The following is an 18,397-nucleotide window of genomic DNA, read 5'->3' as shown; positions in this document are numbered from 1 at the left end:
ACTGGCATCGTCTGCCGACATTTTTCGTCAATCGTGCAAATGGTGCGGTAACTTGCATGCGACACACACCGACTGGCCGCAGCCGAGGAGTTCACGGTGGATGCGACACCTTTCGGGCACTACCAGCTGCAGAAGCTGCTGGGCCGGGGCGGAATGGGCGAGGTCTACCAGGCCTACGACACCAACACCGATCGCATCGTCGCGCTCAAGGTCCTCCCGCCACACCTAGCCACCGACGAGGTCTTTCAGCAGCGGTTCCGCCGCGAATCGCAGGCCGCTGCCGGTGTGAACGATCCGCACGTGGTGCCGATTCACGGGTACGGCGAGATCGACGGCAGGCTCTACCTGGACATGCGGCTCATCGAGGGTCGCACGCTGGGCGAGATCCTGGCCGAGGACAAGAAGCCGCTGGATCCGGCGTCGGCGGTGGCGGTGATCGAACAGGTCGCCGGTGCGCTGGACGCCGCGCACAAGGCGGGTCTGATCCACCGCGACGTCAAACCGTCCAACATCCTGCTCACGCCGAACGACTTCGCGTATCTGATCGACTTCGGGCTGGCCCGCACGGCCGGTGAGGCCGGTATGACGACGGCGGGCAACACGCTGGGCACGCTGGGATACATGGCCCCGGAGCGGTTCGAGGGCGGGCCCATCGACTCCCGCGCGGACATCTACGCGCTGACGTGCGTGCTCTACGAACTGCTGACCGGGGTGCGGCCGTATCAGGCGGACAGCCTCGAGCAGCAGATCGCCGGGCACATGATGTCGCCGCCGCCGCGACCGTCGGCCACCGCCGCGAGGCTGGGGGCGTTCGACGACGTCATCGCCAAGGGCATGGCCAAGAAGCCGGAGAAGCGCTATCAGACCGCGGCCGAGCTGGCCGGGGCGGCGCGGCGGGCGTTGACCGCGCCGGTGCCGCGGTCGGGCCGGACCAGCGGACGGCACATCGCACGTCCGGTCACGTCGACGAGGCGGGTGCCCTGGCGGGCGCTGGCCGCCTCCAGTGCCGCGGTGGTGCTGGCCGGGTTGTGCGCGTTCGGGGCGTGGCAGGTGTGGGGACCGCCGGGCCGCGACGGCGCGCGGCCAGTGAGCGTGGCCGAGTCCACGGTCCCGCCGGGCACGCCCGACGGCGAGGTGCCCGAGATCGCGGCGACGGTTCCCCCTGATATTCGCTCGACTGGTCGGCTGGTGGTCGGCGTGAATACGCCCTACGCGCCCAACGAGTTCAAGGACTCCTCCGGCAAGATCGTCGGTTTCGACGTCGACCTGATGAACGCCATGGCCCGTGTCCTGGGTCTGTCGCCCGACTATCGCGAGACCGGGTTCGAGAGCATCATTCCCTCGGTGACCGGCGGGAGCTTCAACGTCGGCATGTCGTCGGTCACCGACACCGCCGAGCGGGAGAAGGCCGTCGACTTCGTGACCTACTTCCAGGCGGGCACGCAGTGGGCCAAGCGTGCCGGCGGTGCGGTGGACCCGGATGCGGCCTGCGGCTTGAGGGTTGGGGTCACGTTCGCGACGATCCAGGAGACCACCGAGGTTCCGGGTAAGAGCGCCACGTGTGTCGCGGCGGGTCTGGCACCGATCGACATGGTGGTCTACACCCGGCAGGACGACCTGACCGCGGCGCTGATCGCCGGTGACATCGAGGCCATGTCGGCGGATTCGCCGGTCACCGGGTTCACGGTGAAACTCAGTGCGGGAGAACTCGATACGGCGGGCGAGATCTTCGACATGGCGCCCTACGGCTGGCCGGTGTCGAAGGGTTCGGCGCTGTCGGAGTCGCTGCGACTGGCGCTCGAGCACCTGATGAAGACCGGCGAGTACCGCACCATCGCCACGATGTGGGGTGTTGAGAAGGGCATGATCGACACACCTGTCGTGAACGGGGCGCGCGGGTAGTCCGACGTTCGCCGGGAAGTGGATCTAGCCTGGCTTGATGCTCACCGAACTGTTGGACCTGCCGGCCGGCTCATTCCGGATGGGCTCGACCGACTTCTATCCCGAGGAGGCCCCCGTCCACTCGGTGTCGGTGGCGGCTTTCTCCATCGAGCGTCATCCGGTGACCAACGCGCAGTTCGCCGAGTTCGTGTCCGACACCGGCCATGTCACCGTCGCCGAGCGTCCGTTGGACCCAGCGGACTTCCCGGGTGTTCCACCCGCCGATCTGCTTCCGGGGGCGCTGGTCTTCCAGCCCACGGACGGACCGGTCGATCTGCGCAACTGGCGGCAGTGGTGGACCTGGGCGCCCGGCGCGTCGTGGCGGCACCCGTTCGGGCCGGAGTCCTCCATCGAGGATCGACTCGATCACCCGGTGGTGCAGGTCGCCTACCCGGACGCCGCCGCGTACGCGGCCTGGGCGGGGCGACGCCTGCCCAGTGAGGCGCAGTGGGAGTACGCCGCGCGGGCCGGGGCTGAGACCGCCTATGCGTGGGGCGACGAGGTGGCACCCGATGGCCAGTTGATGGCCAACACCTGGCAGGGCCGGTTCCCGTACCGCAACGACGGCGCCCTCGGGTGGGTCGGCACCTCCCCGGTGGGGACGTTCCCGCCCAACGGATTCGGCTTGGTCGACATGATCGGCAACGTCTGGGAGTGGACCACCACGCGCTACACGCCACTACACCGGACGGACCAGCCCGCCTGCTGTCCGCCGCCCCCGCCGCCGTCGCCGTCCGGGGACCCGGCCATCAACCAGGCGCTCAAGGGCGGGTCACACCTGTGCGCGCCCGAGTACTGCCACCGCTACCGCCCTGCCGCGCGCTCGTCGCAGTCCCAGGACAGTGCCACCACCCACATCGGGTTTCGCTGCATCGCCTGAGGGGCAGTTGCGGCCGGTGATGGTCGGAACACTTGGCGCGGGGATTTCCTCACCTTGGCCCTAAAAGACGTGCGCATCCGTACTCTCTGCATGCAGCAGAATGGGGTGAGGGAGTGCTTGAGGGGGACAGGTGCAGGTAGATCCGGAGATACTGCGAGCGTTGGCCGGCCAGGTCGACAGCGCCGCCGGGGTGATCACCGCGGCCGATGTCGGTGGGACCACATCCAAGGCCGCCGAGGGACTGCCCGGCTCCACGACACAGTGGGGGGTGCGCGCCGTCGGCGAGCACTTCTCCACCGTGGCAGATCAACTCGCGCAGAATGTCACCAAGCTCGGGCAGGCCGTGCGCGGTGCCGGTGACACCTACGAGGTGACCGATGACGCGTTGGCGGGCACCCTGGACGGGTTGTTCTGAGCGATGCTGCCGTCGCGTCCCACCCTGCGGGGGTGGAACCCGGACTCCCTGACGACGTCGGCCGAGTCGATCACGGCCAAGGCCCGCGCGGTGTCGGATGCGGTGACGGGCATGGATGACGCGTGCCAGCGCATGCCCGAGACCAAGGCATGGTCGGGGCGTGCGCATGACGCGGCGTCGGCGATGTTCGGCCGGGCGAGCCGTCAGGCGTCGACGTTCTCCGCGTACGCGAATGGCGTCGCGTCGGCGCTGCGCACCGGTGCCGATGCGATCGGACCGGCGCGAACTGCACTGCTCAACGCGGCAGACCAGGTCGACGCGGGTCCGCTCAATGTCACCGACCAGTGGGTGGTCCTGATCGACCCGGTCAAGATGTCGGCCGAGGACATGGCTGAACTCGAGAAGCTGGCGCGTTCGGAGCAGGAGACGATCAATCGCATGTTGATGGCCGTCGGTGATGCCGATGACACGACGGCCAACGCGGTGGTGGCGGCGGGAGCCGAGTTCGGCTTCGTCGAGGCTGGCCCGCCGACGGACCTGGGCTCGATGATGGTCCCGGTCGCGCAGCGTCCCGGCGATGAGGTGCCGAATCCCCGCGACCCAGTAGGTGTGGTCGCGCAGGAGGCAATTCGCAACGGGGACATGTCGATTGCGGTTCGCGAGGTCGTCGAGTCCGAGAACTCCTACGGCGAGGAGGTGACGACCGTGTACATGCAGGACGGCAGCAGGCAGGTCATCACCAAGCGCGATCCGTTCGACTGGCCTAGCAAGCAGAACTTCATCACCGTCGAGCAGTTCGACAAGAACGGCAACGAGGTGTCGGAATCCAGTTCGTGGCATGACTTCGGAACTGACTGCGACTACACGACCGTCTCTTGGCCTGACGGATCGCACTGGACGATGTCGATGGATCCGACCGGATATCGGACCGCCGGTTTCACGACGGCCGATGGCAGGCATTCGGCTGTGCCTGTGGAGCTCATCGATAACATCTCATTGGTGTCGGGAGCCGGACTTTCAGGGCTGGAGAAGCACATCGTGAACGGCGGGAGCCTGCCCATGATCACGGCCTCGTCGATCGACGACATCGGCAAGGCCGCCAAGTTCGGAGGGCCCGCGCTCGGTGTTGCGACGACGGTGTTCGACATGGCGATGGCGGACTCGGGCAAGGATCGCTGTATCGCATTGGTCGCTGGTGTTGCCGGTGGCGGTGGCGGTTGGGGCGGAGCGGAACTCGGTGCGGCGGGAGGCGCAGCGGTTGGGGCCGCTGTTCCTCCCCTTTTGGCCTTGTCGGTGCCCGTTGGTGCGTTCGCGGGCGGGGTCATCGGAGCAGTCCTCGGCGCAGATCTGGGCAAGTTTGTAGGGGAGGTTGTGTGTCCGTACTAACTGTCCCTGAACCGCACGGCTGGAAGAGCGGCCAGCGCAAACTCATGTGGTCCGTGGTCGGTTTGATTGTGGCTACGGCATGGATGCTCTTCCGGGGTACCCAGGCCACAATGAGTGGTAACTACCTGACGACTGCTGTCCTGGCGGGATGGATTGCGACTTTCTGGATACCACTCGTTGCACTTGCCTGGGTGTCGTGGCGACCTACTGCGTTGCGGCCGCGTGTCGACCCGACCGGCACGACATTTAGGGCAGATATCCGAATGGGAATCGCCTTATCTGTGGCGGCGGCGTTCTTCGTGCCTTCTGCCGCACTCTTCGTGATCTTCGCTCCTCGCGGTGCGCTCGACATACCAATGTCGCGCGGCATGCAACTCTTCTCGCCGATATTGATGGCCTGTGCGTTGTTCATCGTTGTTAGTGGCCTCATTTCGATCGTCCGTCGCAGAGGTGCGGGGTTCCTTCGCTTGAGCCCGTCCGGTCTCGAGAACGCAAATGCCAAAGTCACAACGTTCGTGGCATGGGATGACGTGATCGGCGTCAAGGATTCCGTAGAGAAGCCAACACGAAAAGCAGCCGTGCTGTGTCTGAGGGATGGTGATGAAGAGATCGTTGAGGGCCTAACCGGCTACGTTCCCGGCGGCGGCTTGTACTGGATGATCCGGCATTACTGGCTACATCCCGACGATCGAACCGAACTTGTCGACGGGCGGGCGTTGGAGCGGTTGAAGGCCGGGCGGTTCAATGTCGATGACACGGACGATTCGCGAATGTGATGCCGTTGCCGGAGCCGCTGAACTGGCGTGATAGCTGGCACCGTTTGGCGTGGTTGAGCCTCGGAACTGTGGCCTTCGTGGCCTGGTTCGTCTACGTGGCCGGCCGTGCCGCTGTCAGAGGTGACTACCTGACGGCTGTTGGAGTGGGCTCGTTCGTCGGTTTCCCGATCGTGCTCGTTGGCGTGCTGGGATACGTTGCGGCGGGATGGACTTCGCTGCGTGCGAGACGTGATGCGACTGGAACGAAGTTGGTTGCCGACAAGATCTTCGAATGGTGCGGGTACTTCGGTCTTGCTTTGTTCATCGTCGGAGGAGCGGTGCTCGCGATCTTCCTGCCGCGGGACATGATCGACCTCTCCGCCACCCGCGGTTGGCGACTCGCCACATCCATCGCGCTTGTGCCCGCGGTGATCTTCGCGGTTCGCGGGTTGCTCACCGCGTACAAGCGCGGCGGCGTCGGTTACGTCAAGCTCACGCCGGCCGGCTTGGACATCGCCAACATCATCGCCAACGACATCGTCGAGTGGGACGACGTCGTCAAGGTGGCCGACCACTCCGAGGAGAAGAAAAGCCGCAAAGCGGCCGTACTCAGTCTGAGGGACGGCAGCGAGAGAGTCATCGATGGGCTGGACTTCTATGTGCCTAGGGGAGTCGGCTTGTACTGGATGATCCGGCATTACTGGCTCCATCCGGACGATCGAACCGAACTTGTTGACGGGCGGGCGTTGGAGCGGTTGAAGGCCGGGCGATTCGACGTCGAGACGGGCGATTCCAAGGCCTGACCTCTCGCGCCGAGGGGGGATGTGCCGCCGAGCTCATGTTGCACTTGCCCACCTCTGAGCGACAACGCCACTGTCCCTCAGGTCGGCGACGTACGGTGGGCCGGTGGCCAATGATGCAGTACGCGATCAAGTGACCAGTCCGGCGATTGAGCGCGTGCCAGGCACGCCGAACCTTCTGCTCGGCGCCTACGACGCGTCAACTTTGGGTTACGCGGCCCAGGAGTACTTCCTCTCCGGAACCGCGACCAGTCACGTGGCGCAGCCGTCCACCGCGGAGTACGCGACGCGCATCGTGGTCATGACGCCGACCGATCCGGCGCGGTTCAGTGGCACGGTCGTCGTCGAGTGGCTCAACGTCAGCGGCGGAATCGACGCTCCCGCAGTGTGGTTCATGGCGCACCGCGAGATCGTCCGCGCGGGCCACGCCTACGTCGCGGTCTCGGCGCAGCGCGTCGGCATCGAGGGCGGCGCCAGCATGGGCATGGACATGTCGCTGAAGACGCTCGACGCGGCGCGTTACGGCGCGCTGAAACATCCCGGCGACGCGTACTCCTACGACATCTACTCCCAGGTCGGCCGACTGGTCCGGGACCGCGCTGATGACCTTCTGGGCGGCCTCCAGCCGGAAACTGTTCTGGCGACTGGCGAATCGCAGTCGGCGCTGTTCCTGACGACCTACGTCAACGTCGTCGATCCGCTCGCGCAGGTGTACGACGGGTTCCTGGTGCACTCCCGATTCGGGCCCGCCGCGCCGCTGGACGGCTCGTCGATCTTCGACGACGACTCCGCCGATCCGCAACCCGTGCCGTTCGCCGAGGACCTGCGGGTGCCGGTTATGACGGTCATCACCGAGACCGACCTCGTCGGCGGGGTGCGGGCGGGCTATCACCTGGCCAGGCAGCCCGACGGGGACCGGCTGCGCGCCTGGGAGGTCGCGGGCACCGCGCACGCCGACAACTACACGATCAAGGTGGGGTTCATCGACTCCGGCTCGGCGCCGCTGGCCGACCTCGTCGCGGGTTACCAGCCGACCACCACCCTGATGGGCCAGGAGTTGCCGCACTGCATCAACTTCGCGCCGCAGCACCACTACGTGCTGCAGGCCGCACTGGTGGGTCTCGTCGCGTGGGTCCGCACGGGCGCGCTGCCGCCGACCGCTGAGCGGATGGATCTGACCGACGCCGAGCCACCACAGCTGGTGCTCGACGCGAACGGCCTCGCGACGGGCGGGGTGCGCACGCCGTGGGTCGACGTGCCGATCGCCCGGACCTCGGGCATCGGCAGCGCGGAACCGCTGATGGCGATGCTCTTCGGGTCCGGTGAGGTCTTCGACGCCGACACCCTCGGGCGGCTCTACCCGGGTGGTGCCGCCGAGTACCTCGAAAGGTTCACGCGGTCGTTGGATGCGGCGATCGAGGCGGGCTTCCTGCTGGCGGCGGATCGTCTGGAGATTCTGGACCTCGCCGCCGCGGCGTACCCGTAGGTCAGGCGCGCGGGGTCAGCCGAATCGCCGCGATCTTCAGGCGCGTGGCGGCCTCGGTGAACTCGGCGAGTGAGGGGACCGTTCCGGTGGTGAACTTGAAGCCCATCGAGCGCTGCGCCTTCTTGGCACCGTAGGCGGTCGCGACGCGGTGGGCGATGTCGGCGACGGTCGCCGGATCCTTGATGAGTTGACCCTGCATGGGCGTCTTCTTGCCGGCGTGCACCACCTCAGCGGGTGCTCCGTCGGCGAAGTTGTACTTCCACCCGGCTTCGAGGATCGCGTACAGGTCGCCGTCGAGGTGGTGCGCGCTGACGGGCACGGCGAAGTGTCGCCCCGACTTGCGGCCGGTGAACTCGACGACCATGAAGTCCTTGAGTGCCGAGCCGACCCCGGGGACACCGATCAGGACTCGCAGGGCGGGGTTGACGGCGCGCAGCAGCGCCTCGGGAGGATGGGACATCTCTATGGCAGCAGGCATGTCGCCACAGTAAGCACGGGCCGCGTCCTTTCAGTTCGGGTTTGCAAAAGTAGAGGTCAGACACGCGCTGGCCTCCATCAGGAAACGCCACGTACACAACCTGTTCGGCTGATGTCCTGGCTCCGGGGAGACACCGGACCGCTGTCCGTCACCGACTGGAAAGGTGGGGCTCGGACACTCGGCCGTGTCTCATCGTCCGAGTCGCCGCGCCGTACTCAAGGGAGCGGCCGTCCTGGCTGTTCTGCCCGTCGTGGGATTCTCCGGGGAACGCCGACGCGGCCTCCTGTCATCGGACCCGTTCACCCTGGGTGTGGCCTCCGGTGAACCCGCCCCGGACGGCATGGTGCTGTGGACGCGGCTGGCGCCCGACCCGCTGGCCGACGACGGTCTGGGCGGCATGCCGGCGCGGCCGGTCGACGTGGAATGGGAACTCGCCGAGGATGAGTCGTTCACGCGGATCGCGCGGCGGGGGAGTGCCACGGCGGTGCCTGAGGCCGCGCACAGCGTGCACATCGAACTCGAGGGGCTGCGTCCCGGTGTGGAGTACTTCTACCGGTTCCGTGCCGGCGGTCATCTCTCACGCGACGGACGCACCCGCACCGCACCGGAATTGGGGTCGCTGAGGCCGCTGACGATGTGTGTGGCGTCGTGTTCGCACTACGAGCAGGGCTGGTTCACTGCGTACCGGCGCATGGCCGAGGATCAGCCGGATCTGGTTGTGCACCTAGGGGATTACCAGTACGAGTACGCCACCGGGCAGAGTCGGGAGCGGGTGCGCGATCACATCGGGCCCGAGACGGTGACGCTGGCCAACTACCGGCAGCGGTATGCGCAGTACAAGACCGATCCCGACCTGCAGGCCGCGCACGCGGTGGCGCCGTGGCTGGTGGTGTTCGACGACCACGAGGTGGCCAACAACTGGGCCGACGACGTGCCCGCGAAACCCGAGCCCGGTTTCCTAGCCCGACGCGCCGCGGCACTGCAGGCGTACTACGAGAACATGCCGCTGCGCTGGTCGGCGCGGCCGCGGGGTGTCGACATGCAGCTCTACCGGCGGGTGTCGTGGGGCGGGTTGGCGACGTTCCACATGCTCGACACCCGGCAGTACCGCACCGATCAGCCGTGTGGTGACAAGTTTCAATCTGACTGCGCGCAGCGGTTCGATACGGCGGCCACGCTGACCGGGGCGGAGCAGGAGCGGTGGCTGCTGGACGGGTTCGCGCGGTCGTCGGCGCGGTGGGATGTGTTGGGACAGCAGGTGTTCTTCGGTGGGGTAGAGCTGAAACCCGGACCGGAGGACGGCATCAACCCCGACGGGTGGGACGGCTACACCGCCAATCGGGAGCGGATCATCGCCGGGCTGGTCGACTCGCCGGTGCGCAACGCGGTGGTGCTCACCGGCGACGTGCACTCGCACTGGGCCGCCGAGGTGCGCGAGCGGGTCGGTGACCCGTCGTCACCCGTGGTCGCGACGGAGCTGGTGACGTCCTCGATCACGTCGGGCGGTGACGGATCGGACACCCGGGCCGAAATTGAGGCGGTACTGCCGGAGAACCCGCACATCCGGTACTTCAGCAATCGGCGCGGATATGTGCGGGCGCGGGTGACACCCGACGAGATGCGGGCGGACTTCCGGGTGGTGCCGTACGTGTCGCGGCCGGGGGCGCCGGTGCGCACCGACGCGTCGTTCGTGGTGACGGATCGGGAGCCGGTGCTTCGGTCCTTGTGAGGGTGGGGGTCGCGGGACGGTCGAACGCCGGGTTGGCGCAGGCACCGAAGTACCCGCATTCGGGGTATCAAGCGCTCGACTCCTGGGTACCGTCCGGCTATGCCGTTTGCCAACGGTGCGAAGTTTGCCGGCTACACCATTGAGCGGCGGCTTGGCTCAGGGGGGATGGGCGAGGTCTACCTCGCCCAGCACCCCAGGCTGCCCCGGCACGACGCCATCAAGGTCCTGCGGTCCGACATCTCGTCGGACCCGGACTACATGGAGCGGTTCAATCGGGAAGCAGATCTGGCGTCCAAGCTGTGGCACCCGCACATCGTCGGGATCCTCGACCGCGGCAAGTACCGCGGGCGACTGTGGATCACGATGGACTTCGTCGACGGCACCGACGTGGCCCGTCTGCTTCAGGAGCAGTATCCCGATGGCATGCCGCTTCACGATGCCCTCGCCATCGCCAAGGCGGTGGCATCGGCGCTGGACTACTCCCACGCAAAGGGCTTGCTGCACCGTGACGTGAAGCCTGCCAACATCTTGGTGGCCGACGCCGAGCATGGGGAACGACGAATCCTTCTCGGCGACTTCGGTGTCGCACGCGACCTAGCCGAGGATAGTAGCGGCGGGCTCACGGCCACCAACATGACCGTCGGGACGGCGGCGTATGCCGCGCCCGAGCAGCTGATGGGACTCCCCGTTGACGGCAGAGCCGACCAATACTCGCTGGCGGCAACGACTTATCACCTGCTGACCGGAACGCAGTTATTCCAGCACTCGAATCCGGCCGTGGTGATCAGCAACCAACTCAACGCGATGCCGCCCAAGCTTGGCGACATCCGGTCCGAGTTGGCGGCGTTGGACGCGGCGCTGACGCGGGCGCTGGCCAAGGACCCAGAGGATCGATTCGCGACGTGCATGGAGTTCGTCAGCGCGTTGGAGGCGCCCACCGAGACACCAGACGAATCGGTGACGACACCCACTCTGCACACCGCTGACACCATGGTGGCGCCCGTGGTCACTCCCGCTGCGCGTACACCGGAAGCGTCAGTGCCTGGTAACCGTCGCCGTCGGAGTGCCCTCCTGATCGGAGCGGCGGCAATCGTCTTGGCGATCGCCCTGGTCGCGTACTTCGCGCTGGGGCCCGCCAACGAGGCGCCTCCTGGCGACGCGTTCACGCTCGCGGGAAAGGTGCAACTGACCAAGGACATCATCAAGACGGTCGACCTGCCCACCGGCTACAAGTGCGCTGGAGCAAGGGATTTCGGCGACATCGCGCCCAACTCCCCGATCACCGTCGAGGATGAGTCGGGCAAGCTTCTGGCCAAGGGCAGCATCCAGAAGAGCAGTAGCAGCGACGACGGTTGCGTCATGCAGTTCGAGGTCGGCGACGTCCCCGCGGGGGCTCGGTTCTACCGCGTACAGGTGGGAGAGGGCCACGAGATGAGCTTCACGGAGGAGGAGGCGAAGGCCGGCGTCGAGTTCCTCATGAGAGGCACCGACGATCCGACGCCCACCCCGCGGCCGAGACCGTCCACACCCACGCGGACGGTCTCGGTGTCGCCGACGCCGGACGTGGAGAAGATGAGCCTGACCAGGCTGCAGAACCTCGCGGGCGAAGATCGCGGCTACGTCGCCGCCCGCCTCGCCGATATCTGGGTTCCGCAGATCAGCTCGAAGCGCGTCGGCATCGAGGCCAAAGGCATCATCTGGGACAACCAGGCGATCCTCGAGGAACATCTGCGGCTACGCAATATCTATCCCGACGTTCGACTGTTGTGGTCGGGGGACTGGTCGACTTACGACGGTCCCAACTTCTGGGTCACCATCGTCGGGCTGTTCTCCAACAACCCCTACCAAGTCCTCGGGTGGTGTACCGATCAGGGCTTCGACAGGGACAACTGCATCGCGAAGATCGTCAGTACGACGCACCCCATCGAGGGAAGCACGAAGCTGAACCCATAGTGGCGTCGCTGGAATCCGATTTGTGAGCGGTGTCACGAGTGGCGTGGACGGCGGCTACACCCGCCGGTCCCCGGGCCACCGTCGAGTGCCACGCGGCAAAGAACGTAGGTGGGCGAGGTAGCGTCACCGTCGTCGTCGATCAACTGCAGCGTGACGACGTGTGTACTCTGGCTTGCGAGCAATTGGCTTGTGCTGCTGTGACTTCGGTGTCACAGCAGGTCGCCTGCCGCGGGGAGCGGGTTGAGCGCAGCAGCATGCGGGAACACCGTCAGGGTTGACGGTGTGACCTGCGCGGTCACCATGAGATCTATCGCGGAAGGGCAGGACGAACGCATATGGGTTCTCCGGATGTCGGCCCGCGTCTGGGCTCGCGATTCGGCTCCTATGAGCTGCACTCGTTGATCGGTGTCGGCGGGATGGGCGAGGTCTATCGCGCGTACGACACCGTGCGTGAGCGCGAGGTGGCACTCAAGGTGCTGCGGCCCGACATGGCGGCCGACCCGAGCTTTCAGGAGCGCTTCCGTCGCGAGTCGCGCATCGCGGCGCGCCTTCAGGAGCCGCATGTCATCCCCGTGCACGACTTCGGCGAGATCGACGGTGTCCTCTACATCGACATGCGCCTGGTCGAGGGCACCAGCGTGAAGGACGAGCTGCGGGTCAACGGCGCGCTGCCGCCAGCCCGGACGACGGCGATCATCGGCCAGGTCGCGTCCGCGCTGGACGCCGCGCACGCCAGCGGCCTGGTCCACCGCGACATCAAGCCCGAGAACGTGCTGCTCACGCCGGAGGACTTCGCCTACCTGGTGGACTTCGGCATCGCCTACGGCGGCGGTGAGGCGACGGTGACGAAGACGGGTCTGGTCATCGGCTCGTGCGCCTACATGGCGCCGGAGCGGTTGAACGGACAGTCCGGTGGCTCGGCGTCGGACGTGTACTCGTTGACGTGCCTGCTGTACGAGTGCCTGACGGGTCGGGCGCCGTTCGAGGCAGGCGACCTGCGGCAGGTGATGAGCGCGCACCTGTTCTCACCGCCGCCGCGGCCGAGCATTATGCGCCGCGGGATCGCGTCAACGTTTGATGACGTCGTCGCCAAGGGCATGGCCAAGGACCCCGCCAAGCGATACGCGTCGGCGGGTGAGCTGGCTCGGGCCGCGACGGCCGCCGCGCACGAGCGGCCGGTGGCCGCGGCGCCGGCCCCACCCGCTCGGCCGAGTTCGCCGCCCCCGACGCGGCAGTTCACGGCGGTCGATCCGAGGCCGTCCGTGACGGGCTACGTGCCGCATGCTCCGATTCCGCCTTCGGCGCCGGTCCGGAAGTCGCGGTTCAGCCGGACGCAGTTGGCGTTGGTGGCGGGGATCGCCGCGATGTTCGCCTTGGCAGGGGTGCTGGCCGCGGTGGTGGCGTCCACTGGAGGCAGTGGCGGGGGCTCCGAGCCGCGGAGCACGCTGGCCGTGCCGCCGCCATTGTCTTCTGAAGAGCCTGCGCCGTCGGCGTCGGAGGAGACCACGACGCCGTCCACCACGTCGACGTCACCCACGACGACGACGAGTTCGGCGCCGATCGCGGGCCTGTCGGGGATCGATTCGCAGGGGTTCGTCGGTCACTCGGCGCGCTGCGACGCGGGCAGCTCGCCCGCGGCGATGATCAAGACCGCAAACTCCCTGGCGATCGTGTGCGAGACGTCGCCGGGCAGCTACTACTACCGCGGCGAGCGGTTGCGCGACGGGGCTCAGCTGGTGCTGCAGAACGCGGTGCCCGCCGGCGGTGGGTTTGACGCCTTGAATCCGGACGATGGTTCGCGGTATCAGGTGCGGCCGGACCAGTTGACGATCTCGAGTAGTCGGGGGTCTGAGACGGACCCTGCTTTGGAGTACGGGTCGCGGTAGTGGTTGCGGGCGTGCGCCTCGCGGCTACTTGGCGACTTGACCATCGCGTCAAACACTTCCGGCAGCTAGAGAGATTGAGATCGGCGTCGATGGGCGAAGCTTGAGTACCTAACTTCGGTCTGGTCTTGCGACACTGCCCTGTCTTGATCGATATACGTGACTCTTGTTGTGCCGGGCGCCGGCCTGGGTCCGGGAACTGCCTGAGCTGAGCCTGGGACCGCTGCATCAGCCCACCGGGCAGGACGGACACACCGCCAGCGGAACACCGCCCGCTTGGGTCGACTGGTGGCTTCGGAACGTGGCCGTGCTGTTCGGTGACGTCTACTAGCTGACGAGACCCGTGACAGCATCCGTATGGCGCGACGATGATTGCGATTCCTCAGAGGTCAGGCCGGCTTGACCAACTTTGGTAGAGAGATTTGCTGAGATGTCGAGCACTTGGACAACAATCGAGCCAAATTGACGGGGGCGGCGGCTAACATCCCGTCCATTGCCTACAAGAGGTCATGCGAGGGGGATCGATGGGTGCGGGGCAAGAGTCCGACAACAGCGGCTGGTGCGCCGACAGGTCAACCCCATTACCTTCCTGGGTTGGACCCAGCAGCTGCTCGCGGAGCCCGTCCACACCATGGACTCTTTCAAGAAAACTATGTGGTTCGGGGACCTCCCCGAACTATGAGGCAATCTGGTCAGCGCGTTGACGTCGCGATCGGGCTCGTTGCTGAGGAGAGATTTCCGATGACACGACCAAAGGGTTGAACGTGAAGATCATCGACAACATCAATGATCTCTTGGGTGACGACCTGAAGGCCGAGGTGCGACCGGGAACGAAGTTACGCATCGCGGCCGCCACGTTTTCAATCTTTGCGTTCGAGGCGCTACACAAGGAGTTGGAGCGTGTCGAGGAGCTTCAGTTTGTCTTCACCTCGCCGTCGTTTGTCGCCACGAAGGCCACGGATCAGCTGCCGAAGGAGCGTCGGCAGTTCTTCATTCCATCCGGCATGAATGGGGAATCAGCCCTTTATGGTTCACAGTTCGAAATTCGGTTGCGAAACAAACTGACTCAGCGGGCCATCGCCCGGGAGTGCGCCGATTGGGTGCGCCGTAAGGTTCGCTTCCGCTCGAACCGGACCGGCGCTCCGATGCAGCAGTTCGCGGTCGTGGACGAGGCGGCCGCCTACCAGCCAATTCAGGGGTTCACTTCGGCTGATCTCGGCTACGAGCGCGGGAACGCGGTGTCGAACATCGTCACTAAGCTGGACGAGTCGCCCCTGGCCATGCAGTACGCCGCGCTGTTCGACCAGATCTGGAACAACCCCGATCAGCTCGAAGACGTTACACAGATGGTGTATGACCACATCGCGACTGTGTACGCGGAGAATTCACCGGCGCGCGTCTATTATCTGATTCTGTACAACTTGTTCTCAGAGTTCCTCGATGACATTAGCGAGGACGTCCTGCCCAATGATCGCACTGGCTATCGGGAGACGCAGGTCTGGCAGAGCCTGTACAACTTCCAGCGCGACGCCGCGACGGGGATCATCAACAAACTGGAGACCTACAACGGTTGCATCCTCGCCGATAGCGTCGGCCTGGGTAAGACATTCACAGCGCTGGCGGTCATCAAGTACTACGAACTACGCAACAAGTCGGTCCTCGTCCTGGCGCCCAAGAAGCTCGCCGAGAACTGGACGAACTACAACGCCAACCTGACGACGAATATCTTTGCCCACGACCGGTTCAACTACGATGTCCTTGCCCACACCGATTTGTCGCGTACGCGGGGCGAGTCAATGGGACTGCGGCTCGACCGTATCAACTGGGGCAACTACGACCTGGTCGTGATCGACGAGTCACACAACTTCCGGAATGCGGACTACGCCGACGAGAAGGAGTCGCGTTACCAGCGGCTGATGCGTCGAGTGATCCGCGAGGGCGTGAAGACCAAGGCGTTGATGCTGTCGGCCACCCCGGTCAACAACCGGTTCAACGACTTGAAGAACCAGCTCCAGCTCGCCTATGAGGGAGAGTCGGAGAACCTCGCACAGCAGCTCAACCTCTCCACCACCGTTGAGAAGGTTTTCAGCGACGCGCAGCGTGTTTTCAACGAGTGGTCCAAGCTCCCGCCCGAGTCGCGCACCACGGACCGCATCTTGCAGATGCTCGACTTCGACTTCTTCGAGCTGCTCGACTCGGTCACCATCGCGCGGTCCCGCAAACACATCCAGGCGTTCTATGACACCAGTGAGATCGGTGCGTTCCCAGAAAGGTTGCCACCAAAGTCGATCCGCGAGCCCCTCTCTGACTTGCCCAACGTGCCCGCTTTCGACGAAATCTTCGAGCAGCTCCAGGCACTCACACTCGCGGTCTACACCCCATTGGCCTATGTGTTCCCGAGCCGGGTTAGCAAGTACGAAGACTTGTACAACGTCAAGGGCGGCACAGCACGCTCCAACCTCGGGCAGTTCGGCCGTGAGCAGGGCTTGAAGAAGCTCATGACCGTCAACCTGCTCAAGCGCTTGGAGAGTTCGGTCGAGGCATTCCGGCTCACCCTCGGCAAGATTGAAGGAACGGTCAACGAGACACTGAGCCGCATCGAATCGCGCACCGGACCCCTGACCGACCTCGACTTCACCGGGCTCGACTTGGACGTCGACGACGAAGACGACGCCAATGTCGAGGCGTTCTCGTTTGGAGACAAGATCAAGATCGACCTCGATGACATCGACATCGAGTCCTGGCAACGCGATTTGTGGAATGATCGCGAGACCCTGCGAGAGCTCCTCAATGAGATGCGCAAAGTCACGCCCGAACGAGACCTCAAGCTCCAATCGCTGAAGCGGCTCATCGAGGCAAAGACCGCCAATCCCATCAATCCTGGCAACCGGAAGGCACTGATCTTCTCTGCCTTTGCCGACACCGCCCACTACCTATACCGCGAATTGGCGCCGTCCCTGACCATTGTCGGACTGGAGACCGCCCTCGTCACCGGCGGCAGCCAAGCTGCGAGGACCACTCTGGGCACCGGCTACGACTTCCAGCAAGTCCTGACACTGTTTTCTCCGAAGTCCAAGCAGCGTCACCTGACCATGCCGAAGGAAACCGCTGAGCTGGATGTGCTCATCGGCACCGACGTCATCAGCGAGGGGCAGAACCTTCAGGACTGCGACTACGTCGTCAACTACGACATCCATTGGAACCCGGTGCGGATCATCCAACGCTTCGGCCGCATCGACCGCATCGGCTCAACTAATGCGCAGATACAGCTGGTGAATTTCTGGCCGGATATCTCTCTCGACGAGTACATCAACCTCAAGGAACGCGTCGAGAACCGCATGGTTATCGCTGATCTCGCCGGCACCGCCGATGACAATGTCCTCACTCCCGAGAGCAGCGATGCTGCGTTCCGCAAGGAACAGCTCCGCAAGCTCCAGGACGACGTCATCGAACTCGAGGACGTCCGCACCGGTGTCTCCATCACAGACCTCGGTCTCAACGATTTCCGGATGGACCTCTTGGGCTACCTCAATGAGTACGGCGACCTCGCGACCGCCCCAAAGGGTCTCCATGCCGTTGTACCCGCTGACCACGCAAAGGGACTGTGCCCCGGTGTGCTCTTTGCGCTCCGCAACATCAATGCCGACGAAAACATCAACCGCGGCAACCGTCTCCACCCGCACTACCTCATCTACCTTGACGACGACGGCAACGTCATCGCCGACTACACCAAGGTCAAGCACCTGCTCGATCTGATCCGGGCAGGTTGCCGACCTCGCGACGAGCCCGTCGCCGAAGTCACCACCATTTTTAACGCCGCCACAAGGGAAGGTGCAGAGATGGGTAAGTACTCCCAACTGCTCACGGCGGCAATCGGTTCGATGATTGACGTCACCGAGGAGCGTGACATCGACAGCCTCTTCACTGGCGGGGGGACAACCGCGCTCACCCAAACGATCGCCGGCCTGGACGATTTCGAATTGACTGCGTTCATCGTGATCGTTGACCCCGACACGGGGGACGCATGACAGACTTGTTATATGGATGGCCTGCGGCCTCTGCGTTTGGACGCGTAGTCCCAAAATCTAAGTTCTATGAGCACGGCACCGTTTCGGCTGCTGTGCGCGAGAGGTTCGTCGCGGAGGTCCATCGGATTACCTGGACCCACAAGCTTGCCGAAGCCACGATCAATCTGCCCGGCAACACTGCTGTACCGGAGATCCAGGTCTTCCAGATCGATGCGAAGGGCACGGACGTCAGCGAGCCCGTGCTTGCCGCCATTGACAAGGCCGTCAAGACGCCAATTATCTTCGAGATTGTGGTGGGTGTGGATGCCGACCGGCGAACACGTATGACTGCAGCGCACAAGCAGGTCGCGTCCACCGCGCTCAGAATTGGCGCGTATTACACGACCGGCTGGCAACCAGAAGACGTCGAGCGGCAACCACTTCCGGCGGCTATTGCCCTCCCCGCCCTGTACACGGCGCTCCTGCAGCCGCTTACTCCGGTATCGGCCCGCCCGGGGGAAGACGTGTCGGAGGTTGCCGCACGACTAGACGCGATACGCAAGCTCGAACGCGAGGTCGCCATGCTGGAGCGGAAGCTACGCACCGAGGCGCAACTCAACCGCAAGGTCGAGCTACGACGCACGTTGAAAGCCAAGAAAGCAGAACTGGAACAGCAAAGGTAAC

Annotated in this window: 13 protein-coding genes; 12 read left to right on the top strand and 1 reads right to left on the bottom strand. The window is 65.0% G+C overall.

What is annotated here, in order from left to right:
• The first annotated feature begins 96 nt into the window (after positions 1 to 96).
• The 7 genes from stpK7 to ACZY0X_RS02065 all read left to right on the top strand — a co-directional run bounded on the left by stpK7 (position 97) and on the right by ACZY0X_RS02065 (position 7,663).
• Positions 97 to 1,902 carry a serine/threonine protein kinase StpK7 gene (gene stpK7 / locus ACZY0X_RS02095; protein WP_463767937.1) on the top strand — a complete coding sequence of 602 codons (1,806 nt, stop codon included), beginning with the start codon at positions 97 to 99 and terminating at the stop codon, positions 1,900 to 1,902.
• A gap of 37 nt (positions 1,903 to 1,939) precedes the next feature.
• Positions 1,940 to 2,821 (top strand): formylglycine-generating enzyme family protein, encoded by an 882-nt coding sequence (locus tag ACZY0X_RS02090; RefSeq protein ID WP_463767936.1) that lies wholly within the window; start codon positions 1,940 to 1,942, stop codon positions 2,819 to 2,821.
• Between the two features lie 130 nt (positions 2,822 to 2,951).
• Positions 2,952 to 3,236 carry a type VII secretion target gene (locus ACZY0X_RS02085; RefSeq protein WP_463767935.1) on the top strand — a complete coding sequence of 95 codons (285 nt, stop codon included), beginning with the start codon at positions 2,952 to 2,954 and terminating at the stop codon, positions 3,234 to 3,236.
• Positions 3,237 to 3,239: 3 nt separating this feature from the next.
• Positions 3,240 to 4,622: a WXG100 family type VII secretion target gene (locus ACZY0X_RS02080; protein ID WP_463767934.1), complete on the top strand. Its 1,383-nt coding sequence runs from the start codon at positions 3,240 to 3,242 to the stop codon at positions 4,620 to 4,622.
• Positions 4,623 to 4,732: 110 nt separating this feature from the next.
• The gene (locus ACZY0X_RS02075) at positions 4,733 to 5,398 is read left to right on the top strand and encodes a hypothetical protein (protein ID WP_463767933.1); all 666 of its coding nucleotides are present in this window, start codon (positions 4,733 to 4,735) and stop codon (positions 5,396 to 5,398) included.
• Positions 5,399 to 5,451: 53 nt separating this feature from the next.
• On the top strand, positions 5,452 to 6,180 hold the full coding sequence (locus ACZY0X_RS02070) for a hypothetical protein (protein WP_463767932.1): 729 nt from the start codon (positions 5,452 to 5,454) through the stop codon (positions 6,178 to 6,180).
• A gap of 130 nt (positions 6,181 to 6,310) precedes the next feature.
• Positions 6,311 to 7,663, top strand: a complete 1,353-nt coding sequence (locus ACZY0X_RS02065) for an alpha/beta hydrolase domain-containing protein (RefSeq protein WP_463768732.1) — start codon at positions 6,311 to 6,313, stop codon at positions 7,661 to 7,663.
• A 1-nt stretch (position 7,664) separates the two neighbouring features.
• Here ACZY0X_RS02065 and ACZY0X_RS02060 read toward each other — a convergent pair whose 3' ends face one another.
• Positions 7,665 to 8,141: a hypothetical protein gene (locus ACZY0X_RS02060; protein ID WP_463767931.1), complete on the bottom strand. Its 477-nt coding sequence runs from the start codon at positions 8,139 to 8,141 to the stop codon at positions 7,665 to 7,667.
• A gap of 184 nt (positions 8,142 to 8,325) precedes the next feature.
• On the opposite strand from ACZY0X_RS02060, the gene ACZY0X_RS02055 reads away from it, so the two are divergent.
• The 5 genes from ACZY0X_RS02055 to ACZY0X_RS02035 all read left to right on the top strand — a co-directional run bounded on the left by ACZY0X_RS02055 (position 8,326) and on the right by ACZY0X_RS02035 (position 18,396).
• Positions 8,326 to 9,870: an alkaline phosphatase D family protein gene (locus ACZY0X_RS02055; RefSeq protein ID WP_463767930.1), complete on the top strand. Its 1,545-nt coding sequence runs from the start codon at positions 8,326 to 8,328 to the stop codon at positions 9,868 to 9,870.
• 99 nt (positions 9,871 to 9,969) lie between these two features.
• A complete protein-coding gene (locus tag ACZY0X_RS02050) occupies positions 9,970 to 11,823 on the top strand; it encodes a serine/threonine-protein kinase (RefSeq protein ID WP_463767929.1) in 1,854 nt (617 codons plus the stop codon).
• A 335-nt stretch (positions 11,824 to 12,158) separates the two neighbouring features.
• Positions 12,159 to 13,709, top strand: coding sequence for a serine/threonine-protein kinase (locus tag ACZY0X_RS02045; protein ID WP_463767928.1), 1,551 nt, complete (start codon positions 12,159 to 12,161; stop codon positions 13,707 to 13,709).
• Positions 13,710 to 14,470: 761 nt separating this feature from the next.
• Positions 14,471 to 17,734: a helicase-related protein gene (locus tag ACZY0X_RS02040; RefSeq protein WP_463767927.1), complete on the top strand. Its 3,264-nt coding sequence runs from the start codon at positions 14,471 to 14,473 to the stop codon at positions 17,732 to 17,734.
• Positions 17,731 to 18,396, top strand: coding sequence for a DUF4391 domain-containing protein (locus tag ACZY0X_RS02035; protein ID WP_463767926.1), 666 nt, complete (start codon positions 17,731 to 17,733; stop codon positions 18,394 to 18,396). The genes ACZY0X_RS02040 and ACZY0X_RS02035 overlap by 4 nt, the downstream gene beginning before the upstream one ends.
• Position 18,397 lies beyond the last annotated feature (1 nt).

The organism is Mycobacterium sp. IDUB_39 (assembly GCF_055419205.1).
Note: the sequence above shows the minus strand (reverse complement) of the source record. Positions and strands in the feature narration are given on the sequence as shown.